The sequence below is a fragment of the Dermacoccus nishinomiyaensis genome (assembly GCF_900447535.1).
Taxonomy (GTDB): Bacteria; Actinomycetota; Actinomycetes; order Actinomycetales; family Dermatophilaceae; genus Dermacoccus; species Dermacoccus nishinomiyaensis.
On the sequence record NZ_UFXX01000001.1, the window covers coordinates 1,626,266 to 1,648,754 of the forward strand.

Consider the following 22,489-nt stretch of genomic DNA (forward strand, 5'->3'; position numbering starts at 1 on the left):
ACCGGCACTCACACCACCCCTTCCACACGCTTCTCCGCATCCCTGACGGTGATCTTGCCCGACATGAGCAGCGGCAACAGCTCATCGCGGGTTTTCGCGAGGGTTTCGTTCTCGCTCACCACCTGTTGCGTGAGGGCGACGAGCGTCTGCACCGTCGTGTCTTCAGCTGAAGAAAGCTGACGAATATCCGGAATCGACACGCTGAGCAGGTGCTCTGGCTTCACCCGCTGGTGACTGCCGGTCGTCCCCGCCACAAAGGTGAGCACCTTCTCGGTGAAGGAGGGATGCGCCAAGGCACCCCAGAGCGCCCCGACCGATGTGTTGCGCGGCGTGAGAGCGACGAACTCCGGTGATGCGAGAGCCGGCATCACCCCTAGATGCGGCACCGGCCAGATACGGGGGATACGCGGGTTGAGCTTTGCGACAAGAACGGCCGGTTCCTGCAGATGATTCTTGGCACTCATGAGAGCAGCCGGCGCCACCACCTCCGGGGCCCCGGCATCGAACGCCGGGAGGCTGTAGTGCTGAACCGCCTCGTCACTCATCGTGTTCGGGTTCACCGAAGATCGGCTCTGCGTTGCCACATCCGACACCGCGCAACGGGCTGCAAGCCTCGATACGATGGTCACCGCCAGCGCCCTGGCGCTCTCTGCGACATGGCGGTTCGCGGCGATCTTGTCGTCCAGCGCCACCAACACCTCGGCGATCGCCCGTTGCAGGGGTAAGGGGGCAACAGGGATGACCAATTCCTTGAGTATTCCCAGGTTGATATGAGGTACACCTGTACGGATAGCCACCGAGTCGATGAGCTGGCGAAACTCCTTCAACTGGCACGCATACAGAACGTAACGACTATCGGCCTTTCGTGGGTCCACACGTAGTCGCATCTGACTTTGCGAAATAACGAAGGGCTGGCTTCCCTCATCTAGGCGTGCCACCTGTCCGAGCGTTCCCCGCTGAGTAAAGACCAGGTCGCCCGCAGACGCTGTGTTGCGTGCAAGATCAGACTTGAACTTTTCCTCGCTAACGTAAACGAACGGGCCGTGGAGGCGCCCGTCTTCACCCATGTTGGCCCCGCGAATGACTGGAACGCCCGAAGGGCGGTAGTCATCGCTCACCAGGTTGGAGCCGAAGGGCCCCCCCACGAAACCTTTTTCTGCCGCCAGCTCGCCAAGAGGCACATAGGTTGTCATGCCAACCTCCCCAACTGCTCGCGAACGACGGCATCCAACCGCGCCGACTCGTCGAGCGCGGCCGTGAGTTCCTTCGTGAGCCGCGCGATCTTCTCGTCGATGGGTTCGGAATCTTCTTCCGCCGCAGCGGCACCCACGTACCGCCCGGGCGTCAACGCGTACTCTGCGGCGCGGATCTCGTCGAGCGTCGCGCTCTTGCAGAAACCGGGCACGTCCTCGTACTCGCCGTCTGCCGATGCGCGGCCGCGCCAGGTGCGGAACGTGTTCGCGATGCGCGCGATGTCGTCGTCGGAGAACGTGCGCTCCACGCGGTCGACCATGTGGCCGACCTCGCGGGCATCGATGAACAGCACCTGCTTGCGGCGATCGTTCGCGCCGGCAGTACCGGCCTTCTTGTCCTTCGCGAAGAACCACACGCACACCGGAATCGCCGTGCCGCGGAAGAGGTTGCCGGGCATCGCGATCATGCACGAGACGACGTCGTCCTCGAGCATCGCCTTGCGGATGTCGCCCTCGCCGCCGCTGTTCGACGCCATCGTGCCGTTCGCCATGACGACGGCCGCCTCACCGTGCGGCGCGAGCTTGCTCAGGATGTGCTGCATCCACCCGTAGTTCGCGTTGCGTGCGGGCGGCACCCCGTACTTCCAGCGGGCGTCCTCGGTGTTGCGCGCCCATTCCTTCTGGTTGAACGGCGGGTTCGCCATCGCGTAGTCGGCGACGACACCGGGGTGGATGTCGCGCGCGAACGTGTCGCCCCAGCGCGGGCCGAGGCCCTGGGAGTCGATGCCGTGGATGGCGAGGTTCATCTTCGCCAGGCGCCACGTCTCCTCGATGCTCTCCTGGCCGTAGACGACGATCGCGTCGCGATCCTCCTTGTGCCGCTCGAGGAACTTCTCGGCCTGCACGAACATGCCGCCCGATCCGCACGCCGGGTCGTACACGCGCCCGGAGTGCGGTTCGAGGATCTCGACGAGCGTGCGCACGAGCACCGGCGGGGTGAAGAACTCGCCGCCGCGCTTGCCCTCCGCTTTCGCGAACTTCTCGAGGAAGTACTCGTACACCTCACCGAGCAGATCGCGTGCCTTCGTCGCGCCCTCGCCGGTGAAACGCACCGAGTTGAACAGGTCAATCAGTTCGCCGAGGCGTCGTTGGTCGATGTTGTCGCGCCCGAAGATCGTCGGCAGGGTGCCCTGCAGCGACTCGTTCTGCTTCATCAGCGTCGCCATCGCCTCGTCGATGAGCTTGCCGACGCTCTTGCTCTCCTGCCCGCCCGCGGCCTCCATGCCCTTGGCGTGACGTGCGATGAAGCTCCAGCGCGCGTTCGTCGGCACCCAGAACACGCCGTTGCCGACGTACTCGTCGGGGTCTTCGAGCGTGTCGCTGACGAAGTTCTCCGCCTCACCCGCGAGCTCCTCACGGATCTGCTCGCGGCGCTCCTCGAACGCATCCGAGACGTACTTGAGGAAGACGATGCCGAGCACGACATCCTTGTACTGGCTCGCGCTCATCGAGCCGCGGAGCTTGTCCGCGGCCTTCCAGAGCGTGTCGTGCAGTTCCTTCTTCGACGACGGCGCCATTGCGGCGGCCTTGGCCTTGGGTGGGGTCACGGGGTTTCTCCTTGCAGGTACGGGCTTTGAGTCTTCGGTGCCGCGTCGAGACGTGTGCGCGTCGTTTCACGGCAGATGGATGTGGCGGGATCGGGGACGCACCGACGAGGTTCGAGTCCCTGTTGCTGGTGTGGCCATCCCCTGCGGCGACAGGAGGGGACGCGCTGCTCGGCAGAGTGGGGGCACGCCTGGGGCCCACCATCGATGTCAAGGCTTAGAGTCCCTTTACATCGGTGTTGTGGCCTCGCTGGGACGAGCCACTGCAGTGGCGGTCGCGCGGATCGGACGATCAGTCTTCCAAACTGATCACACGACATTGCTCCCGGCTGCAGAAAGCGCGCCGCTCGAGTCGCGGGTTCAAGTCCCGTTACTCGCGGCGTTTCTGCCTGCGGCCATCGACGGACTGTTGCTCCGTAGGTCGAGACGCCGACCTCATAGGTGTTCCACAACCACCTGTTTACAAGGCAGGTGGACAGTTGCCCGTGCCACTGCCAATCACGGACGGTCATGCGGCGCCGCCCCTCGACGCTGCACCTTCTTGCATGTCATGCGTAGGACGCGTGGACGAGATCTCGGCGCGCAAGACGCCCTCGGCGATGCCGGTGAGCACCGTCGTCTCGTATGCGTCGAGCGCTGTGAGCTGGTCGCGCAAGGCCCGCCTACGGGCGGCCACCGTCGTCGCGACACGCTGCGCTGCGTCGGCCTGCTCGGCCGGCGTGAGATGGAGGTGCCAACCGGCGGTGTCGACGCCGCGTTGAACGTTGATGTCGAGCGCAGCCTGCGCCGAGATCAAGCGCAAACCGTCGGGCGCGCCACTTCGAGGTCGCAGGATGCGTGCCGGCGTCTGCACGACGCGTCCACCCCGCTCGTCGACGATCGCGGCCGGTCGTTCGACGGCGACGAACACAACATCCCCAGGTTCGGTGTAGCGCACCTGCGGCACGACACGCTCGACCTCGAGACGATCCACGCGCCGCGCACCGACCGCGCGCAGGCCCCGCACCTCGTCAGCACCGATGACGTCGACGAGCGCGCCTCGCGTCGCCGCGGTGATCTCGTCCGGCACGCGGTGGCCGCGACGCACGCTCGCCCACGTGATGACGACGTCAGCCCAGGTCTTGGGCGCCCGGGCGGCGACCAGCCCTGCGGAGACGAGGTCGACCTCGGACGCCAACGGCACGCCGGCGCGGCTTTCGTGACCCCATGCCTGGGCCAGCACCTCACCGCCGTCACGCGGCTCGCGCACGCCGGGCGGAATGACGAGCGACGACTCGTCGAGCAGGTTGTACGTCGCGCGATGACGCGCCCGCAAGAACGCGTGCGTTGCGCGATCACCCGAGCAGGCGGCGGCGACATCCGCAGCAAGGGCATCGCACTCACCGGGGTCTAGCGCGTGGTTCGCGTGGTCGCCGTACGTCGTGAAAGCCGGGCGCGTGTCGTCGGTGTTCGGGGCCAGTGCCCACAGTGCGAGGCGGCGGCGACCCGTCGCGCGCAGCATCCCCTTCGGCAGCGTGGCGACGTAGCGTAGCGGCAGCGTGTAGTCCGGTGCGAGGCCGGCTCGCTGCTCCTGACGATGACGTGACACCGCCCTCTGGGCCTGGCTGATGTTGAAGCACTCACGGCGGGCTTCGTCGAGGTTCGATCCCTCGCCGAGGGTGCCGACGAGAAGATCGGCGGGGGCGAGGACGAGGGCCACGTCGCGATCTGCAAGGTCATGGGAGACGGCGCGAACCTTCTCGAACAGCGTGATGGCAGCATGCGCGTCGGCGCGGTTCTCGACGATGACGTGGAGGTTGTCGCCTGCGTCGGTGCCCGTCGTCTCGATTCCGCGCGCGGCGAAGGCGCGTAGAGCCAGGCGTGACGCAGCCGAGGCCCGGGCCGGTGCCACCTCGGCGCCTTTCTCGCGCACACTCAGCCCGGCGTTGAGCGGCATGGTGCCCTGGCCGAGGGATGACGTTCCGTCGGCGGGGATGTCCGCCGCGACCTGCGTCAGCAGCGCCAGCGCGCCCTGTCCGTGAAGGACGACGTGATGGTCGGGCGTCGCCACCGCACGCAGCAGCGACGTGAACATCGCGGCGGCGTCGACCGTGAGCGAGTGCTCCGCGAAGGCTCCGCCCGGTGCGTGCTCCGCCGCGACGAGCCGCCACAGCACGCGTTCACCGCCGTAGCCGGCTTCGGCGAGGGTGTCGACGTCGGCGACGAGGGCTGCGTCATCGAGAGCCGCGAGCGTCTCGCGCGGCGGGAGCAACGCCGGCAGCTGCGCGTCCAGAATGGCGTCGAGCGCCGTCTCCGCGTCGAGGTCGGCGAGGAGTTCGCCGGTGAGGGCCTGCAGGAGCAGCAGACCCGACGCGGCGTCGAGATGCTCACGGATCGTCGCGAAACGGGACGAATGGAGCGCCGCATCGACCGCCGCGTCCGGGTTGTTGCCGCGGCCCGTGCGAGTGAGCCACTCGCCGACCGCGTCGGCGCTGAACGTGAGCGAGCGCGCGTCGACAGGGGCGGGAAACCCACCCTCGGTCGTGGGGTAGCGCGATCGCCACATCGACACGACGGCTCGTCGGACGCCCGCGAGGTCGGCCACCTGCTGCATCGTCAGGGTGTCGGGCATCAATGGCTCCTCTCGTGGGTCTCGGGCGGTTCTCCGGGGGCTGGTGGCGGCAGCTGACCGATGCGGCGGCTGCGGTCGCCCCTCGGCACTGACTCTACGGGGCTGAGCTCGCACTCATATGAAGTGCGCGATAAGTGGTCTTATCGCGTTGCTGGTTCCTTTGTTCCGCGTCGGAGACTGATGGTGGAGACACGACGCACCACCCGCACCGAACGAAGGAGAGCTGACGATGAGCCGCCGCACCCCGTCCCACATCCGCACCACCCGCCGTGCCCTGCGGCACTTCGCGAAGAAGCATCCCGACCGCAGCTGCGACAGCGGCAAGATCCGCTATCGCGATCACGCCGCCGCCGTCAGCGCCTTACACAGCGCCGCGACAGCCCGCCACTTCGCCGAATTGGCTGGCCACGACACCCGTCGTCGCGAGAGCCGCATCTACGGCTGCGCGATGTGCCAGGGGTTCCACCTGACGTCGATGCGCGAACTCGCCGCTGCCTGACGGTGCGCGCGCCATCCGTGCATCACGATTGTCGCCGCGCCCCTGGCAGCCCATTCGAACCACCGATTCCGGCACACACACAGACGCTTGCCTCTTCCTGCTGCCCACGTTGTCGGTGCCGGCAGACAGACTTACTCACACCCGGCACTCCACTCCTCGAGACAAGGAACAGTTCCGTGAACGGTGCACCCTTCAACCAGCCCGCCACCCTCGCCACTCTCCTCGTCACCGCAGCCCGCGATGACAACGACTTGCTGACCGCGAAGGTCAACGACCAAACCGTCATCCCGCTCTTCACGAGCCATGCCGCACTGTCCGCCAGCCCGCTCGTTGCCGGGTGGGCAAAAGTCGAAGGCGACTCCGCCATACGTTTCTTCATCCGAGCGGCACAGCGTGACATGGGTGTGACCATCGACGACGGGTACGTCAGCGTCCCGTTCAGCGTCGAAGAGGTTCGGCTCATCACGGACGCGTACATGACCCTGCGCGATTGACTCCCCCGACGCCCCAGACTCCGTATCTGCGCCGAATCTGCCGTCGGCGCAAGGAGAGCCCCGGGCGCCGCGACGAATCCGAGCGAAATGGGCGACTTCGAGCGCTCTGCCGCTCGTTTCCGCGCATTTCGCTCGGATCCACGTTGGCGGCGCCCGCCAGACGGCCACAGCAGAAGTGATCGGCGCCGACAGCGTCAGCCCCAGAACGCCTCTCGAGCCTTGAGCGCCTTCTTGGGCTTGTTGGTGATGATGGCGTCGACACCGTTGCGCAGGCAGCGTTGGATGTCGTCGGGGTCGTCGACCGTCCACACGTGCACCTCGTGTCCGCGTGCGTGCTGTTCGGCGACGAGGCCCGGGTTGCGGCGCAGCATGCCGACGCTCATCGCCGCGATCGAGATGCCGGGCGGCAGTTGGCCGCCGCGGATGCGCTGCGGCACGACACCCTCCATGAGCCACGCGAGCGGCACCTGCGGCGCCAGCGTCGTCATGCGGGAGACGGCGGGCAGCGAGAACGACATGACGCGGACGTTGCAACGCGACGGGTCCGGCGTGTCGAGGCCGAATTCGGCGAGCGCGCGCGCCAGTTCTTTCTCGACGCGTCCGGTGTGCTTCGACGGATGCTTCGTCTCGACGGCGAGGTCGACGCGGCGCCCGGCGTCGAGCGTCGTGCGCAGCAACTCCTTGAACGTGAGCAGATGTGAGCCGCTGCGGTCGGCGATCTCCCAGTCGTCGTCGGTATCGTCAGATTCGAGACGCGCCTTCCACGACCCCCAGTCGAGGCCCTCGAGCTTTGCAAGCTCCAGGTTCGAGATCGCGCCACGCCCGTTCGACGTCCGCTTCGCCGTGCGATCGTGCACGCAGACGAGATGGCCGTCAGCGGTCAGCCGGACGTCACACTCGAGCGCGTCGGCACCGACGCGGATGGCGCGTTCGTACGCCTCGAGCGTGTGCTCCGGTTCGTGGTGCGACGCCCCGCGATGCGCCACCACCTGCGGGCGCTCACCGGACAGCGTCGGCAGATCGAGCGGCGCGACGACTGGGCGAGCCGCGCGATAACCGGCAGCGAGCGCCTTGGTCGGGCGCGGAACGGCAAGACGAGACTTCGACGAACTCACCACTACATCTCTACCCCCCGCGCATGAATAGCGGGTTAATGAGGCGCCACTCGTCCGCACCACAGACGCTACGGTCTCGGCGCGTGGCTCTCATTCGTGAACGCACCTCGCGGGCGGGCCACCGCTCCTCGCGGTTCGTCGCAGGCGCGCAGTCCGCGGCGCGCGCCTCTCGCGTCGGCCGGCAACGGTCGGCGATCTGGCGATTCCGACGGGTGGGGGCGCGTCTCGTACGGGCCCACACGCTCGCCGCTCCCTCCCTTTCCGCGGAATGGCGGGGTTGTCGGGCGTGGAGGTTATGGTGACCGGGATCACCAGCCGCACTGGCCGCACCCGCCCGAGGAGGCGCGCATGCCCGACACGACGACCGACGATTTCACCGAGACCGCGACGCCGGACGTCCTCGTCGCCCGTCGCGGTTCACTCGCGCGCATCCTGCTGAACCGGCCCAAGGCCATCAACGCGCTCACGACCGACATGGTGAACGCCGTGAGCGCCGCGCTGGAGCACTGGGGCGACGACGACTCCGTCACCGCCATCACGATCGAGGGCGCCGGCGAGCGCGGCCTGTGCGCGGGCGGTGACGTGCGCAGCGTCCGTGAAGCGTTCGTCGACGGCGACGGCGAGCGCGCGTTCGAGTTCTTCCGCGACGAGTACCGCATGAACGCGCTCATCGCCGACTACCCGAAGCTCATCGTCAGCCATCAAGACGGCATCGTCATGGGTGGCGGCGTCGGCATCTCGGCGTTCGCCGGGCTGCGCGTCGCGACGGAGCGCACGAGGGTCGCGATGCCCGAGACGATCATCGGATTCTTCCCCGACGTGGGCGCGCTCTACCTTCTCTCGCGCGCGCCGGGCGGCACGGGCGCCTACCTCGCACTGACAGGCACGACGGTTGGTGGCGCCGACGCCTGCTACGTCGGGCTGAGTGACGTCGTCATCGAATCCGACTCGTGGGCAACGGTTCTCGAGCGTCTCGCCGAGGGTGCTGACGTTGACGGAGCCGTCGCGCGGCTCGCGTCGTTCGATGCCGCTGGCAATGCACCTCTCGGTGCGCAGCGGGCTTGGATCGACGAGGCCTTCGGCTCCGGCGAGCATCTGCGCGCGCCGTCCGAGGTGCTCGAGACGCTGCGCGCGTCCGACGTCGAGGCCGCACGTGAGGCGGCCGACCTGCTGACGCAGCGTTCACCGTTGTCTGTCGCCGCGACGGTCGAGGCGATGCGGCGCGCGGCGGGCATGGACTCGGTGCACGAGGTGCTCGCCGAGGACATGGTGCTCGCGCGCGGCCTCATCGAACACGGCGACTTCGTCGAAGGTGTGCGCGCGCAACTCGTCGACAAGGATCGTCAGCCGATGTGGTCGCAGGCCGCGTTCGACGAGGTCAGCGACGCCGACGTCGCGCGCTTGTTCGAGGGCTGACCCCTCGGCGGGACGCAGGTGCGCACTCATGGCGTCGCCGGGGACTCGTCTTCGCACTGGCGTGTACCCATCTGCGATTCTTGTCCACATTCAACGGCCATTGCGACGACGCCCGCGGTGGAGACAGTCGTGATGGTCACGAGCGCGTCGCATCCCCGGTGCTCGCGCAGGATGGCGGGCAACTCACACTTGGCGCGCCACTTCCCGCCCACTCATGAGTTACTCGCCATCTCGTGCGATTGCCACGGACCCCGACGCCACGCCCGCCTATATGGGAATGATTCTCACTTCGTCGATGTTGAACCCACCGTCGAACGAAGGAGAAGATCATGACCCGCACGACGAACCGCCCGAAGATCACCCTGCGCTCCACCGCGGGGACGGGCTACAGCTACACGACGCGCAAGAACCGCCGCACGACGTCCGACCGTCTCGTGCTGCGCAAGTACGACCCGATCGCGCGCCGCATCGTCGAGTTCGCCGAAGCCCGCTGACCTCGCAGGAGCACGCGTCAGACAGCCGAGGAGCGAAACGTCGCTCCTCGGCTGATGCGTGCGCCCCCACTCCTCGAACGGCGGACCCGGTCCTCACATGGCCGGGGCCCGCCCTAGCCCCCTCTCTTAGCTCTTTCTCAGCCACCCGGTGATGAGGTCTAACCATTCACCATCCAGGCGAGCACCCCGTGGATGCTCGCTCGCCGAGAGAGGCCATTCATGTCGTCCGTCGTCGCCACCCGCCCCCGTCGCTCGCCGACCACCGACGCCCGCCGCGCCCCCGCAGCCAAGCCCGCTGCACACCACCTCACCGCCAAGGCCGGCGCAGCCGGCGCGACGCTCGTCGCCGGCGGGCTCGGCCTCGGCGCCGTCATCACCCACGAAGGTGCTGCGGCGACGGGCGAGCTCGGCCTCGACACGGCTCTCTCGCACGACCGCCTCAGCCCGCTCGTCAGCCTCGCGCACGGCATCGACGTCGTCATCGGCCCCATCGTCGGCCCGCTGCTCGTCGCCATCGTCGCGGCGCTGCTCTTCATGCGCCACCGTCGAGCAGCCATCATCTTCGCGCTGAGCACGGCTGGCCTGTGGCTCGCGACGTCGTCGCTCAAGCTCGTCTTCACACGCGCGCGCCCGCCGGCGGATCAGGTGCACGCCCTGGTACACGAGACGGCGCGCGACAGCTTCCCGTCCGGCCACACCGCGCTCGCCGCAGCCATCGTCGCGGGGGTGTTCTTCGCGGCTCGCTCGCTCGGTCGATCCACGCGCCTCGTCCTCGCCATCGGCATCCCGTTCGCGCTCGTCGTCGCGGCGTCGCGTCTCTACCTCGGCGCTCACTTCCTCGGCGACGTCGCCGCCTCCCTCGTCTTCGTCACCGGATTCGCGCTCGTCGGCGCAGCACTCGCGCCGCTCGTCGCACGCCGGTTGGACCACTGACGACTGCGCCGACGCCCTGCGGGCCCCGGACAATGCGGGGTGCCGGCATCGACATTCCAGCGAGCATCCCACCCACGACCGGGGCCACACCGGACGACCCCCGGCCCAGGCAGCGACATACGAACAACGACCCCACCGACGCCCCGGCCGTCGACCGGCCGACACCACTGCCGCACGTCGAGGACGAATCGATGACCACCCCACTCACAGGCCCCGCATACGGTGAGGGGGTGCATTATCACCTCCCTCGCCGCGTACGGGGCTTGCGCGTGCGGGTCGTCGCGACGTTCGTCGTCGCGGCGCTCGTCGCACTCGCCATCGCGCTCGCGGCGTTCACGTTCGGGCTGAGGCAGATCCTCACCTCGAGCGCAGGCGACAGCGCGACAACGGAGGCGCAGCAGGTCGCGAGAGAACTCAGCACGACGGATGACGCCTCCGCAGCGTTGCGTGCCGCGGGCGTCCACACCCAGGTCGTGCAGGTGCTCGACGCCTCGGGCGCGCTGCTCGCGACCAATGATTCCCACGCCTCGACGCCCCTCGCCCGCCCCGCCGAGAGCACGCGTCGCACGGAGATCACCCTCGATGGCGACCGCGACCACTACGTCGTCGTGACGCTCGCCGCGCACACGCGATCCGGCGCCGAGCGCTGGGTCGTGGCGGCCGCGCCGATCGACCACGAGGACACGATCGTCGACACGACGATCGTCCTGCTCGCCCTGACGGCGGGATGCCTGCTCGTCGTCACCGGCTGGGGCATCCACCGTGTCGTCGGGCGCGCGCTCGCCCCCGTCGAACGTATCCGTCTCGACGTCGAACGCATCCGCTCCTCCCACCGTCCCGAACGTGTGACGGTGCCCGCGACGGGCGACGAGATCGAGCGGCTCGCCATCACGATGAACGCGATGCTCGACCGTCTTGACGCCGCCGACGCGAGCCAGCGCGCGTTCATCTCCGACGCCTCCCACGAGCTACGCAGCCCCCTTGCGACGATCCGCACCCTCACCGAGACCGACCCCGAACCGTCCGAATCGACGCGCGTCATCCACTCCGAGACGCTGCGGCTGCAAGGCATCGTCGAGTCGCTGCTCGCCCTCGCACGGGCCGACGATGACGCCCTCGCGCTCACCCTGCGAGACGTCGATCTCGACGACGTCGCCCACACCGAGGTGCTGCGCGCCCGCAGCGCTTCCCCGACCCGTGACGGCGAGCCGGTCGTGGTAAGCGCCGACCTCGCGCCCGTACGCGTCGTCGCTGACGGCGAGCGCCTCGCGCAGGTCGTGCGCAACCTCGTCGACAACGCGCTGCGTCACGCGACGAGTGCCGTGCGCGTCACGACGCGGGTGGAGGATGCCGGCAACCGCGAGCCGGCCACGGACAGGGACGGGGCGGGCCGAGTGAACGAGCGCTCTGACGACGACGCACGCGGAACAGCCGTTCTCACCGTCGACAATGACGGAAGCGTTCTCGACGCCGGCGATCGTGAGGCGATCTTCGGCCGCTTCGTCCGCCTCGATGACGCCCGCAGCCGCGACGCCGGCGGCAGCGGCCTCGGGCTCGCCATCGCGCGGGCCATCGTTCAGGCCCACGGCGGGACACTCGTCGCCGAAGAATCACCCGACGGATGGTGCCGCTTCACACTCCGGTTGCCGCTGGGCTGAGCCTCATACGCCCCCCGACCTGATGCGGCCCGCCGCGTCCGCCCCTCGCCTCAGCGTCACCCCTGCGGCGCCCACCGCTCGGCGAGCGTCACTCCGCCGCCTCAACCAACCTGTAGCCGTGACCCCGCACCGTCTCGAGGCTGGCGGTGCCGAACGGCGCGTCGATCTTGCGACGCAGATACCCGACGTACACCTCGACGACGTTGTCGTTGCCCTCGAAGTCGGCGCCCCACACGTTGTCGAGGATCTCAGGTTTCGACGCGGGCTCTCCGCCACGTCGCGCGAGGTAGAGCAGCAGCGCGAATTCCTTTGCCGTCAAAGAGATCTCGACGTCACCACGCATGACGACGTGGCGCGCCGGGTCGATCGTCAGCCCGCCGACGTCGAGCACCGTCGGCCGCTCCGGCGCACCGCGTCGCGCGAGCGCCCGAAGCCGCGCCACGAGCACGGGAAAGCTGAACGGCTTCGTCAGGTAATCGTCGGCGCCGAGGTCGAACGCGTCGACCTGATCGAGGTCGCCGTCCTTCGCCGTCAGCATGAGCACGGGCGCCCACACCCCGTCGCGGCGCAGCCCGGCGAGCACGTCGTAACCGTTGCGGCCGGGCAGCATGATGTCGAGGACGATGACGTCGTACGGGTTCTGCGCGCCGAGCCACTGGCCGGTGATGCCGTCACCGGCGACGTCGACGACGAATCCCTCACGCCCCAGACCGCTCGCGACAGCGTCGGCGAGGTGCTTCTCGTCCTCGACGAGCAGAACCCTCATGCCGCCTCCTCGCGCGCGTCGATCGTCATGCCCCAGGTCTACACGACACCGGTGAGCCGACGCGATGCGTCAGGACGTGACGATGCAGCACCCGGCGAGCATGAGGGGCAGCGCGACAAGCCCGATGCCGAGCACCTCGAGCGGTTCGACGGCGGCGCGACGGCGCGTCAGCCACCAGCATCCGGCGAGACCGATGGCGAGTGCGACGGGCGCGAGGAGCAGCGTCGACGAGGCGAGCGACCCCCAGGCCGACGCGGGCCATACGTCGCCGATCAGCTGCCCGACGACGGTGCCCAGCGCCAACATCGCGGCGACGGCGGCGACCCAGGCGACGGCGAGGTCGGTGAAGCGTGAGCGCGGGGCGAGGTTCATGCCTCGACGATGCGCGTCACACCCAGGCGACACCTCGTGCGCGCCTGTGGCGTGGCTGTGGGGCGAACCGTGCGTCCTCATCCCCTTTGTGTGCAAATGCATCCGGGTGCATTTGCACACAAAGGGGTCCGGGCGTCGAACGCACGCACCGTCGGGTTCGGCGCAGGTCAGCACGGCCCTCATCGTCATGACCGGGCGGCGAGCATCAAGAAGTGGCCGACGATCGCCGCGACGACGCTGACGACGCCGATTCCGGCCCGAAGCGCGCTTCTCGGCCGCGGGTTGCCGCGCCCTCCTGAGGCCTTGTGCCAGTCATCTCGCCCATTGCACTCTGCCTCTCCTCACGTCGCCGCTCGAGCATGTCCACACTGCGACGCACCAGACGACATCACCGTTCCCCGCGCGGCGCGACGGGCGTTCGGCCACGCGTTGTTAGGCTCGCAGGGTGTATGTGAGCCGCGCAGAACTCGAGAAGATCCTGGGCGCGAGCGTGCCCGAGAGCGTCGACGGCATCGACGCCGTCACCCATGATTCTCGGGCCGCGAAGCCGGGTGGCGCGTTCGTCGCGATCCCCGGATTCACCGTCGACGGTGTGACGTTCGTGCCGCAGGCTCTCGCGAACGGGGCGAGCCTTGTCGTCGCCGAGCGTGACGTCGAGGGTGCTCCGACCGTCGTCGTGCCAGACGCGCGCGTCGCGCTCGCCGCCCTCGCCACCGCGACGGCCGGGCATCCGAGCCACGACGTCACCGTCTACGGCATCACCGGCACGAACGGCAAGACGACGAGTAGCTACGTCCTGCACGGCATCCTCAGCGCCGCGTACGGCGAGGAGAAGACGGGCCTGCTGACGACCGCCGAGATCGTCGTCGGCCGTGAACGCGAGCCGGCCGTCCGCACGACCGGTGAGGCTCCGCAGGTGCAGGGCAACCTCGCGCGGATGCGTGACGCGGGCGTCGAGCACGTCGTGCTCGAGACGAGCTCGCACGGCATCCACCTCCACCGCGTCGCCGGAACCCGTTACGCCGCAGCGTTGTTCACGAACCTCACCCGCGACCACCTCGACCTGCACGGCACGATGGAGGACTACTTCCTGACGAAGCGGCGCCTCTTCGAGTGGACCGACGGGCCGAAGCTGACGAACGTCGATGACGCCTACGGAGCGCGCATCGTCGCCGAGGTGCCCGGCACGCTCGGGTTCGGCGTGAGCGAGAACGCCGACTACCGCATCACGAAGGTTCACCCCAGCGATGGCGGCACGGCGTTCACGCTGACGACGCCCGAGCGCTTCCTCGACGGACGCGACGCCCCCGGCGTCATCGAGCTGCAGATGCCGCTGCTCGGCGACTACAACGTGCACAACGTCGCGGGCGCGTCCGCGATCGCGCTCGAGATGGGCATGCCGCTCGACACCCTCGTCGGCGCCGTCGCCCACATGGCACAGGTGCCGGGCCGCTTCGAGCGCGTGCCAGCGGCCACCGCGAAGGGCTTCGAGGTCGTCGTCGACTACGCCCACACCGAGGTCGGCCTCGAACTCGTCCTCGACGTCGCGCGCGCGGTCGTGGGCCGCGACCACGCCGACGGCGGCGTCCGCAGCGAAGGCGGACGTGTCATCTGCGTCTACGGCGCAGCGGGGCGGCGCGACCCGGCGAAGCGCCCGAAGATGGGCGAGGCGGCGAGTCGTCTCGCGGACGTCAACATCATCACGAACGACGACACGTACGACGAGGATCCGCAGGCCATCGCCGACGAGGTGATGGCGGGCGCCGATCCGTCGAACACGACGATCGTCCTCGACCGCCGCGACGCCATCCGTCAGGCGCTGACACAGGCGCGCCCGGGCGACATCGTCGTCGTCGCGGGCAAGGGCCACGAGCACGTGCAGCACCTGCCCGGAGGCGACGTCGACTTCCACGACACCACCGTCGTCACCGAGCTGCTCGCCGAGCTCTGACGCCCCCCGTCCTCATCTGCGGTTCTTGTCCACCTCTACGAACGGCGTGCACGGGTGACCGAAAAGCGTAGAAGGGGGACGTAGGTCGCCGATGTGGACGGGAATCGCAGAAGGGGACGGCGGGCGCGGGCGCGGGCACCCATTGTGTCGGAGGTGACACCACCCCCGCTTGCCACACTCTTACTACAGGCGTAGTGTTCACATCAGACACCAGCACTACAGATGTAGAAGGAGCGTTTCCCATGGACAACCTCAACACCGTCTTCTGGATCCTCATGACGATCAGCGCCGTCGGCGTCGTCGCCTTCTTCGGCTTCCTCGCCACGTGGGGCGCCCAGATCGTCAAGGCCAACCGTCCCGTGCGCCTCGAACGCCACGAGAGCATCCCCAGCTACTACGGCCGCATGGTCGCCGCGCACTGACGCAGACCGCTCGTCGCCAGGTACGTCGCTCCGCGCCTCTCGTCGCCAGCCCGTCGCACCACGGCTCGTCGTCACGCAGGGACGCAGCCGCCACGGATGCACCGGCCACCCGCGCAGCCTCAGTCAGACGAGGGAGTGGACTTACCCCGACTCAGGACGGCGTCGATCGACTTGCTATAAAAGATCTTGGCCTACCTGGCCGTCAGCTTCGAAGGCCACAAGCCTTCGAGCGCCACTGCTCGCAGTGGTCGACGACGAAGCCCGCATCACCTCACCACAGGTGACGCGGGCTTCGTCACGTCCGGGGCGGCACCGGCGGCAGGTGCGAGGCCGAGGAACGTCGATCACGCCAGACGTCAGGCGGAAGTCGCCAGCCGGGCGATGGGGCATCCCGTCAGTCGATGAGCGTCTCGCGCAGCTGGGGCGTCAGCAACCGCCGTGCGCAGATCATGCGCTGTTCGACGGCCGACGTGACGGCCTGCGCAGCCAGGATCGACGTCGAGACGACGACCTGCGCCGTAGCCGCCTGCACGGCCGATCCGCCGCCGAGCATGACGCCGATGAACGCGCCGGGCAGCGTCACCATGCCGGCTGTGCGTGTCTGGTCGAGCACGGGGATGAGCGACTCGGGGAGGCGTCGCGCAATGACTTCGCTGATCGCGTCGCGGGGCAGCATGCCGATCGACAGCCCCGCTTCATACATGTTCTTCTCCTCGCGCAGCCCGTCGAACGCGCGCCGCGAGACGAGGGTGTGCACGCTCATGACGTTGCCGATGACGATGCCCGCCGTCGGGATGATCGACACACCCTTCATCGGCACGACACCGCTGACGGTGAGGATGACGAGGACAGGCACGAGCCCTGCCGCCATCGCGAGCGCCGCAGCGAGCCGAGCCCGCACGTCCGTCGCGCCCGACCGCTTCGTCGTCGTCAGCACAGCCACGATGAACATGACGGCAACCGCGAGCACCGACGCCCACAGGTAGCGCACGACGCTCGTGATGAGCAGGGCGGCGAGCGTCAGCTGCACACAGGCACGCGCAACGGCGACGAGCGACGTCCGCGTCAGCTTGACGCCCGAAGCCCGGTAGCCGACCTGGATCATCACCAGCAGACATGCAATGGCGACGACGACGTGCCAGCCGAACCCTGTTGTCATACGGCCATTCTCACCGACGCCGGCGCCGCTTCGCACACCGCACGACGCCAGGGGCCTCGCCCGTCGCGCACCGCCCGGCTGCCGGCGGGGGCACTCGCCCCAGCGTTCGGGACGTTTCGCTCCTGTCAGGCGTTCGGCGGGCATGATGTGTTTCAAGGGGAGGAGCACACCATGACGACCCAGGCGCACCACGTCGGCGCACGCGACATGACACCCGAGCAGGTCGGCATGCTCAACGGCCGCGCAGCCGCACTGCAGGCGGCGACGGCGGATCTGCTCGAACGGGGATATCTGCGTCAGACGGCGTACGGGCGCCTCGAGGCGTGGACGATCCCACCCGCCGACGTCACGCCCCTGCAGCGCGCGGTCGTCGACGCCGTCCGTTGCCGCGCGCCACGCCTCGAGAACGTCCCCGCCGTGCGTGCGGCGCTCGACGAACTGCAGCGTGACGCCGTGCGCCGTGGCCTGCTCAATCCGCCGCGCAGAGGCGGTAGGGGCGAGACCCTGAAGATGACGTTCATGACCCTGTTCGGGGTCGCCATGGCGATCATCGCCGCCACCGGAAAGTCTGTGGGTGGCGTGCTGGTCGGCTTGGGCTTCACGTGTTTCGGGGCGTACAACCTCGTGCGTGCTGTCCGCACCACACGGCAGGGGAGCCGCACGCATGCCGGGGCTGCGGCCCTGGAGCAGATGCGGTTGCGCGTGCCGAGCCCTGCGGCGGGGCTCACGCAGCCACCGATGCGCGGCGGGCTCGGCTACTTCGTCGGCCTGTACGGGACGCGGCCGCTGCTCATCGCGTTCCCGGCCACCGCGGCCCTGGGATGGGGGCTGAGCGACCACGTCGTCGACGAGGAGATGCAGCGTCACGCGAGGGCGAGTTCGGGCGCAGAGCCGTCGAGTACGAACGGGTACACGTGCTCGTCGGGTACGTCGAGCTCCGACTGGTCGTGCGACACCCATTCCGGCGGTTCCGGTGACGCCTGGTGCAGCGGCGGAAACTGCTGCGGCAGTGGAGGATCGTGCAATTCGGGTTCGTGCGGCGGCGGCTCGTCCTGCGGCGGCTCGTCGTGCGGTTCGAGTTGCGGTGGCGGCAGCAGCTGCTCGAGCTGACGCTCCGCACGGCCACCGCGTCGTCAAGGCCTGCACCATCGGCTGCCGCGTCAGCTGCATGAGAAATGCGCATCTGCCCGAGGAACATGCTGCGTATTTCTCGGGCAGATGCACATTCCTCGTGCAACGTCAGCGGGTGCGCGACAGCCTTCGCAGCTCCTCACGTCGACGCTGACTCACGCAGGGAGCTTCACGTCAGCCATCCGACGGAAGCCACACGTCACCGTGCTGGCAGTACGTGTCTCCCGTCGCGGTCGGTCGCGACGCACAGCGAGCAGACAGCACCGTCACCCGTCGCGGAGGCCAGCATGTCGGGGCGTTCGAACACGTCGCCGCAGGCCTCGCAGTCGATCTCGGCCGCCGACGGGTTGCCGTGCTCGTCGAACATCTCGTGCGCCAGCCCGTCGGTGTCGCGGCGCAGGTAGTAGCGACCCTTCGTCGCGACGGCGATGACGGGCGGCAGAACGACGGAGAGCACGACGGCGATGATCGGCGAGTACGCCTGCAACCCACTGCCGAGGCCGCCGAAGAAGGCCACGATCGACAGGCCCCCCGCGACGATGACGGAGACGAACCCGACCGGGTTTATCGCGTACAGCATGCCCCGGCGGAATTCGGGAGTCTTCGGCGAGAGCTTCAACAGATAGGTGTTGACGATGATGTCGCTCGCGACGGTCACGATCCACGCGATGGCAAGGTTTGCGTAGAAGCCCAGGATGTCGTTGAGGAAGTCGAACATGTTCGCCTCCATCATGACGAGGGCGATCGTCACGTTGAACAGCACGAACACCATGCGGCCGGGGTAGTGCTTCGTCACACGGGTGAACGAGTTCGTCCACGCGAGCGAGCCGGAGTACGCGTTCGTCACGTTGATCTTGATCTGGCTGATGACGACGAGCACGACGGCGAGCGTCATCGCGAGCCAGTGGGGCATCATCTGCTCGTACGCCGACAGGAACTGGTGCACGGGCTCGTTGGCGATCGACGCACCGCCCGCGACGTTGGCGATGAGGTAGACGGCGAGGAACAGCCCGATCATCTGCTTGAGTGCACCGAAGAAGACCCAGCCGGGGCCGGCGACGATGACGGCCGTCCACCAGCGTCGCGAGTTCTCCGGGGTCTTCGCGGGCATGAAGCGCAGGTAGTCGATCTGCTCGGCTATCTGCGCGATGAGCGAGAGGCAGACACCTGCGGCGAGCATGACGGCGCTGAAGCTGACGCCACCACCATGGGCGCCCTTGTAGTCGAGGAAGGTGTCGACCGAGCCGGGGTGCGCCTGAACGAGATAGACGAGCGGAACACCCATGAGCAGCAACCACAGCGGCGTCGTCCACACCTGCAACTTGCTCAGCGCCTTCATTCCATACACGACGAGCGGTATGACCATGAGACTGCTGACGAGGTAACCCGCCCACAGCGGCACCCCGAGCCCCAGCTTGAGCCCCTGCGCCATGATCGAGCCCTCGAGCGCGAAGAAGATGAAGGTGAAGCTCGCGAAGATGACGTTCGTCAGCACCGAGCCGTAGTAGCCGAAGCCCTTGCCGCGCGTGATGAGGTCGAGATCGAGGTTGTAGCGCGCCGCGTAGTAGGCGAGGGGCACACCCGTCACGAAGATGATGGCGGCCGCGACGAGGATGCCGAGAATCGCGTTCGTCGTGCCGTGCTGGATGCCGACGTTGGCACCGATCGAGAAGTCGGCGAGGTAGGCGATCCCACCGAGCGCCGACGTCGCGACGATGCCCGGGGCCCAGCGCCGATAACTGCGCGGCGCGAACCGCAGCGTGTAGTCCTCCAGCGTCTCGCTCCTCGCCTTCGCGGTCCCGACGGCGGACGCGGTGGCCCGCTCGTCGACCAGTGGTTCCAGTTGCGACGTCGCCATGCTGTGCGCCCCTCTGCTCTCGTCCTGCGTTTCGACAACCGAGGTGGCGGTATCGCCATTCGGTACGCAGGAATCTAGGCAGCCGAGGTTTCGACGGACGCGTGACGATGTTTCACGAGAGTTAAGCCCCCTACCCCGATGTTGCCCGCGTTTTCGGTCACCCGCGCCGCGAAAAGCGGGCAACATCGCGACTGGACGAGGCGTCGGCGGGCCGGACGCGTCGGCGACCCGCCGTCAGCACCGTAAGGGGCTGAGGTGGACGTCGTCACCCAGCCAGCGTTCGATGCGTCCAGGCGCGAAGAGGTCGAGGCGCGTGACGCCTACCGGGAGGTCATGACCCACCGGCGCCGAGCCCAGCATCGTCGAGTCCGGGCGCGTTGACTCCGGCGCGGCGGCTGCCGGCTTTGCGGCGTCTGCCCGCGTCAGTGCCCCCGGCGCCCGCTGCAGGATGGCGGCCGCGCCGAGCGTCGTCACCTGATCGACGACGCGGCGCCCGCCGCGGATGCCGGGCGCGTCGTCGTCGGCTGCGAGGCGAAACTCCTCGACGAGCGCCGGGCGCCCCGCATGAGAGATGTCCGTGCGAGCGACGAGTTCGCCGCCCGCCTCACCATGGCGGCCGAGGACGAGGGTGTCGCGCAGCATGAGCGACCCACCGTCGGCGATGTCCGCACGAGTCGTCCGGGTGGCGCGGGCGTCGGTGGCGACGACGAACGGCTCCCCGGGCCAGCGAAGCGACGCCCCCTCCGCCACGCTCAGATTCGCCGACCAGGAACACGCTCCCCCACGCCCGGCGTAGGCGACCGTCGCCGCGACCTCGACGATCTCGAGTGCGACACCGTCACCGACGACGATGTCGAGTTCGGCCTCGTCACCCGCGAGCAGCAGAGCCGTCGTCGCGACGAGGGCGACGCGCGCGGACGTCGGCGTCACCCGCAGGATGCGCGGCGCAAGCAGGCTCGAGCGGGTACGGACCCGAACGGCTGAGCCCGCGGCGCCTCGTTCGACGTGGAGCTTCATCGCTCACCACCGGCCGGCCGGGGAGCCCACGCTCGCGCCTCCTGCTCCGCGAGGACTGAAACCCGGCCAGGCGCCATGTGGTGTTTCGGCCCCCAGGCCGCGCACGGCTCGCGTCGCTCAGTGCGTGTGAGTGACGCCGTCATGCGTGTGCTCACCCTCGCTGTCGGCGTGGACATGCGGCGCCATCGGACCCGGATCCTGCGCGACGTGCCCGCCGCCTTGGTAGGCCGCGAGCACCTCGCGCACCCAGGCCGTCAATCGCTCGACGGAGGCCGCATCCGTGCGCGACAGCGCGATGACAGGGCGTCCGTCACGAGCCTCACGGCCCTGCTGCTCCATGAGTGCGGCGTCGACCCCGACATGCGGCGCAAGGTCTGTCTTGTTGACGACGAGCAGGTCGGCGCGTGCAATGCCCGGCCCGCCCTTGCGGACGACGTCACCGCCGCCGGCGACGTCGAGGACGAAGATCTGCGCGTCGGCGAGGGCCGGCGAGAACGTCGCCGTCAGGTTGTCGCCGCCCGATTCGACGAGGACGAGCTCGACGTCAGGATGGTCGGCTGCGAGATCCTCGACGGCGACGAGGTTGGCGCTGACGTCATCACGGATCGCGGTGTGCGGGCATGCCCCGGTCTCGACGGCGCGAATGCGATCGACGTCAAGAACGCCTGCGGCCCTGAGCATCTGGGCATCTTCGTCGGTGTAGATGTCGTTCGTGATGACGCCGAGCGAGATCTCCTCGCCGAGTTCGCGGCACAGCATGCCGATGAGCGAACTCTTGCCCGTACCGACCGGACCGGCCACCCCGAGCCGCATGGGGCGCGATGGATTCGATGCCGCGTCACGGCGCGAATCGACGCCGACCGTGATCTTCTGGGACGTCATCGCGCCCTGTCCGGCGGCGGGCGTATCGATGCCGGAAGTGGCGGTGGCTTCACTGCCGGGGCGCGAGGTCATGGCGATCTCAGACACGGAACAACTTCCTCTCGGTGTCGGCGTGAGCGGCATGCCACGCCTCGAGCTGGGGTGCGGAATGGACTGGGATGTCGTACGGTGCGACCAGGTCGGCGCAGGCCGCGACGAGGTCGTCGAGATGGGGCGCCGAATCGAGCGCCCAGGCCACGGCATCCACAGGGTCGAGCGGTTCGAGCTTCAACGCGGCGGCGGTGACGCTCTGGACGTCGTCATATCCGACGACGCGGGCGACGGACGCACCGTCGAGGCCCAGCTCGCCGGCGAAAGCGCCGAGGACCACGGCGCGGGCGGTGAGCGGGCGGGGCAACCCCTCGAGCCACTGTGCCGCGGGGCCGTCAGGACGCAGCCGGTGCACGAGGCGCAACATCGCCCGCCCCTGGGCGATCGACGAATCACGCACCGCCGCGACGGGGTTGCGGGCCGCCCAGGCCCACGCGACGTCCTCGGACGCGAACGCGGGCTCGGGCACGGGCACGGGCTCGGCCGTGGCGACATCCCCGCCTTGCGTGCAGGTGCACCCGGGTGCACCTGCACGCAGATGACGGACGGCGGCGGACGCGACGACGGCCGTTCCCGCCTCGACGCGTGCCACCGTCGCGAGGCGCATCGCGATGAAGGCGGGCACCTCGTGCACCGGCAATCCCCCGAGCAACGCCGGTTCGAGACCACCTGAGGCGGTGTAGCCGCCAACAGGCAGCCTCGAATCAGCGAGCAGCAGGCTCGCCATCCCCACACCGTCCGTCGCCGCGTCGGGCCTCATGACGCCACCGCCCCGCCCCTGCGTGCAGCTGCACCCGGGTGCATCTGCACGCCGGACGTCGGAC

Annotated in this window: 20 protein-coding genes; 9 read left to right on the forward strand and 11 right to left on the reverse strand. The window is 68.6% G+C overall.

Annotated elements, in window-relative coordinates:
• Positions 1-8: 8 nt before the first annotated feature.
• The 3 genes from DYE07_RS07545 to DYE07_RS07555 all read right to left on the reverse strand — a co-directional run bounded on the left by DYE07_RS07545 (position 9) and on the right by DYE07_RS07555 (position 5,408).
• Positions 9-1,193 (reverse strand): restriction endonuclease subunit S, encoded by a 1,185-nt coding sequence (locus DYE07_RS07545; RefSeq protein ID WP_115296679.1) that lies wholly within the window; start codon positions 1,191-1,193, stop codon positions 9-11.
• Positions 1,190-2,770 carry a class I SAM-dependent DNA methyltransferase gene (locus tag DYE07_RS07550; RefSeq protein WP_115296680.1) on the reverse strand — a complete coding sequence of 527 codons (1,581 nt, stop codon included), beginning with the start codon at positions 2,768-2,770 and terminating at the stop codon, positions 1,190-1,192. Before DYE07_RS07550 ends, DYE07_RS07545 begins: the two co-directional genes overlap by 4 nt.
• A gap of 535 nt (positions 2,771-3,305) precedes the next feature.
• On the reverse strand, positions 3,306-5,408 hold the full coding sequence (locus DYE07_RS07555; RefSeq protein ID WP_115296681.1) for a hypothetical protein: 2,103 nt from the start codon (positions 5,406-5,408) through the stop codon (positions 3,306-3,308).
• Positions 5,409-5,637: 229 nt separating this feature from the next.
• Here DYE07_RS07555 and DYE07_RS07560 point away from each other — a divergent pair, with 229 nt between their 5' ends.
• On the forward strand, positions 5,638-5,907 hold the full coding sequence (locus DYE07_RS07560; RefSeq protein WP_074045895.1) for a hypothetical protein: 270 nt from the start codon (positions 5,638-5,640) through the stop codon (positions 5,905-5,907).
• Between the two features lie 176 nt (positions 5,908-6,083).
• A complete protein-coding gene (locus tag DYE07_RS07565; protein ID WP_074045894.1) occupies positions 6,084-6,401 on the forward strand; it encodes a hypothetical protein in 318 nt (105 codons plus the stop codon).
• 194 nt (positions 6,402-6,595) lie between these two features.
• Here DYE07_RS07565 and DYE07_RS07570 read toward each other — a convergent pair whose 3' ends face one another.
• Positions 6,596-7,516, reverse strand: a complete 921-nt coding sequence (locus tag DYE07_RS07570; protein ID WP_235006066.1) for a glycerophosphodiester phosphodiesterase — start codon at positions 7,514-7,516, stop codon at positions 6,596-6,598.
• A 348-nt stretch (positions 7,517-7,864) separates the two neighbouring features.
• Here DYE07_RS07570 and DYE07_RS07575 point away from each other — a divergent pair, with 348 nt between their 5' ends.
• The 4 genes from DYE07_RS07575 (at position 7,865) to DYE07_RS07595 (ending at position 12,017) form a co-directional block, all read left to right on the forward strand.
• Positions 7,865-8,932, forward strand: a complete 1,068-nt coding sequence (locus DYE07_RS07575) for an enoyl-CoA hydratase/isomerase family protein (protein ID WP_115296682.1) — start codon at positions 7,865-7,867, stop codon at positions 8,930-8,932.
• Between the two features lie 329 nt (positions 8,933-9,261).
• Positions 9,262-9,426: a 50S ribosomal protein L33 gene (rpmG, locus tag DYE07_RS07580; RefSeq protein ID WP_038566531.1), complete on the forward strand. Its 165-nt coding sequence runs from the start codon at positions 9,262-9,264 to the stop codon at positions 9,424-9,426.
• 219 nt (positions 9,427-9,645) lie between these two features.
• The gene (locus tag DYE07_RS07585; RefSeq protein ID WP_115296683.1) at positions 9,646-10,359 is read left to right on the forward strand and encodes a phosphatase PAP2 family protein; all 714 of its coding nucleotides are present in this window, start codon (positions 9,646-9,648) and stop codon (positions 10,357-10,359) included.
• Between the two features lie 191 nt (positions 10,360-10,550).
• On the forward strand, positions 10,551-12,017 hold the full coding sequence (locus DYE07_RS07595; RefSeq protein WP_147286899.1) for a sensor histidine kinase: 1,467 nt from the start codon (positions 10,551-10,553) through the stop codon (positions 12,015-12,017).
• Between the two features lie 88 nt (positions 12,018-12,105).
• Here DYE07_RS07595 and DYE07_RS07600 read toward each other — a convergent pair whose 3' ends face one another.
• Positions 12,106-12,783 carry a response regulator transcription factor gene (locus DYE07_RS07600; protein WP_006946951.1) on the reverse strand — a complete coding sequence of 226 codons (678 nt, stop codon included), beginning with the start codon at positions 12,781-12,783 and terminating at the stop codon, positions 12,106-12,108.
• Between the two features lie 69 nt (positions 12,784-12,852).
• Positions 12,853-13,155 carry a hypothetical protein gene (locus DYE07_RS07605; protein ID WP_006947131.1) on the reverse strand — a complete coding sequence of 101 codons (303 nt, stop codon included), beginning with the start codon at positions 13,153-13,155 and terminating at the stop codon, positions 12,853-12,855.
• A 445-nt stretch (positions 13,156-13,600) separates the two neighbouring features.
• Here DYE07_RS07605 and DYE07_RS07610 point away from each other — a divergent pair, with 445 nt between their 5' ends.
• Both DYE07_RS07610 and DYE07_RS07615 read left to right on the forward strand, forming a co-directional pair.
• Positions 13,601-15,106: a UDP-N-acetylmuramoyl-L-alanyl-D-glutamate--2,6-diaminopimelate ligase gene (locus tag DYE07_RS07610; RefSeq protein WP_006947001.1), complete on the forward strand. Its 1,506-nt coding sequence runs from the start codon at positions 13,601-13,603 to the stop codon at positions 15,104-15,106.
• 242 nt (positions 15,107-15,348) lie between these two features.
• Positions 15,349-15,528 (forward strand): hypothetical protein, encoded by a 180-nt coding sequence (locus DYE07_RS07615; protein WP_006947113.1) that lies wholly within the window; start codon positions 15,349-15,351, stop codon positions 15,526-15,528.
• 394 nt (positions 15,529-15,922) lie between these two features.
• Here DYE07_RS07615 and DYE07_RS07620 read toward each other — a convergent pair whose 3' ends face one another.
• The gene (locus tag DYE07_RS07620; RefSeq protein WP_062257244.1) at positions 15,923-16,687 is read right to left on the reverse strand and encodes an ABC transporter permease; all 765 of its coding nucleotides are present in this window, start codon (positions 16,685-16,687) and stop codon (positions 15,923-15,925) included.
• Between the two features lie 171 nt (positions 16,688-16,858).
• On the opposite strand from DYE07_RS07620, the gene DYE07_RS07625 reads away from it, so the two are divergent.
• Positions 16,859-17,797 (forward strand): TIGR04222 domain-containing membrane protein, encoded by a 939-nt coding sequence (locus tag DYE07_RS07625; protein WP_115296685.1) that lies wholly within the window; start codon positions 16,859-16,861, stop codon positions 17,795-17,797.
• Positions 17,798-18,017: 220 nt separating this feature from the next.
• Here DYE07_RS07625 and DYE07_RS07630 read toward each other — a convergent pair whose 3' ends face one another.
• From DYE07_RS07630 to DYE07_RS07645, 4 genes are all read right to left on the reverse strand, one after another.
• On the reverse strand, positions 18,018-19,676 hold the full coding sequence (locus DYE07_RS07630) for a purine-cytosine permease family protein (RefSeq protein ID WP_172462966.1): 1,659 nt from the start codon (positions 19,674-19,676) through the stop codon (positions 18,018-18,020).
• Between the two features lie 234 nt (positions 19,677-19,910).
• Positions 19,911-20,693 carry an urease accessory protein UreD gene (locus tag DYE07_RS07635; protein WP_074045887.1) on the reverse strand — a complete coding sequence of 261 codons (783 nt, stop codon included), beginning with the start codon at positions 20,691-20,693 and terminating at the stop codon, positions 19,911-19,913.
• Between the two features lie 117 nt (positions 20,694-20,810).
• Positions 20,811-21,575 carry an urease accessory protein UreG gene (gene ureG / locus DYE07_RS07640; RefSeq protein WP_082740464.1) on the reverse strand — a complete coding sequence of 255 codons (765 nt, stop codon included), beginning with the start codon at positions 21,573-21,575 and terminating at the stop codon, positions 20,811-20,813.
• 79 nt (positions 21,576-21,654) lie between these two features.
• A complete protein-coding gene (locus DYE07_RS07645; protein WP_172462967.1) occupies positions 21,655-22,425 on the reverse strand; it encodes an urease accessory protein UreF in 771 nt (256 codons plus the stop codon).
• Positions 22,426-22,489: the final 64 nt, after the last annotated feature.

Coding starts and splice junctions, on each gene's coding strand:
- DYE07_RS07625 (WP_115296685.1), top strand. CDS start 16,859: ATGACGACCCAGGCGCACCACGTCGGCGCACGCGACATGACACCCGAG.
- DYE07_RS07545 (WP_115296679.1), bottom strand. CDS start 1,193: ATGACAACCTATGTGCCTCTTGGCGAGCTGGCGGCAGAAAAAGGTTTC.
- DYE07_RS07550 (WP_115296680.1), bottom strand. CDS start 2,770: ATGGCGCCGTCGTCGAAGAAGGAACTGCACGACACGCTCTGGAAGGCC.
- DYE07_RS07575 (WP_115296682.1), top strand. CDS start 7,865: ATGCCCGACACGACGACCGACGATTTCACCGAGACCGCGACGCCGGAC.
- DYE07_RS07585 (WP_115296683.1), top strand. CDS start 9,646: ATGTCGTCCGTCGTCGCCACCCGCCCCCGTCGCTCGCCGACCACCGAC.
- DYE07_RS07595 (WP_147286899.1), top strand. CDS start 10,551: ATGACCACCCCACTCACAGGCCCCGCATACGGTGAGGGGGTGCATTAT.
- ureG (WP_082740464.1), bottom strand. CDS start 21,575: ATGACGTCCCAGAAGATCACGGTCGGCGTCGATTCGCGCCGTGACGCG.
- DYE07_RS07620 (WP_062257244.1), bottom strand. CDS start 16,687: ATGACAACAGGGTTCGGCTGGCACGTCGTCGTCGCCATTGCATGTCTG.
- DYE07_RS07645 (WP_172462967.1), bottom strand. CDS start 22,425: ATGAGGCCCGACGCGGCGACGGACGGTGTGGGGATGGCGAGCCTGCTG.
- DYE07_RS07560 (WP_074045895.1), top strand. CDS start 5,638: ATGAGCCGCCGCACCCCGTCCCACATCCGCACCACCCGCCGTGCCCTG.
- DYE07_RS07635 (WP_074045887.1), bottom strand. CDS start 20,693: ATGAAGCTCCACGTCGAACGAGGCGCCGCGGGCTCAGCCGTTCGGGTC.
- DYE07_RS07630 (WP_172462966.1), bottom strand. CDS start 19,676: ATGGCGACGTCGCAACTGGAACCACTGGTCGACGAGCGGGCCACCGCG.
- rpmG (WP_038566531.1), top strand. CDS start 9,262: ATGACCCGCACGACGAACCGCCCGAAGATCACCCTGCGCTCCACCGCG.
- DYE07_RS07555 (WP_115296681.1), bottom strand. CDS start 5,408: ATGCCCGACACCCTGACGATGCAGCAGGTGGCCGACCTCGCGGGCGTC.
- DYE07_RS07615 (WP_006947113.1), top strand. CDS start 15,349: ATGGACAACCTCAACACCGTCTTCTGGATCCTCATGACGATCAGCGCC.
- DYE07_RS07600 (WP_006946951.1), bottom strand. CDS start 12,783: ATGAGGGTTCTGCTCGTCGAGGACGAGAAGCACCTCGCCGACGCTGTC.
- DYE07_RS07605 (WP_006947131.1), bottom strand. CDS start 13,155: ATGAACCTCGCCCCGCGCTCACGCTTCACCGACCTCGCCGTCGCCTGG.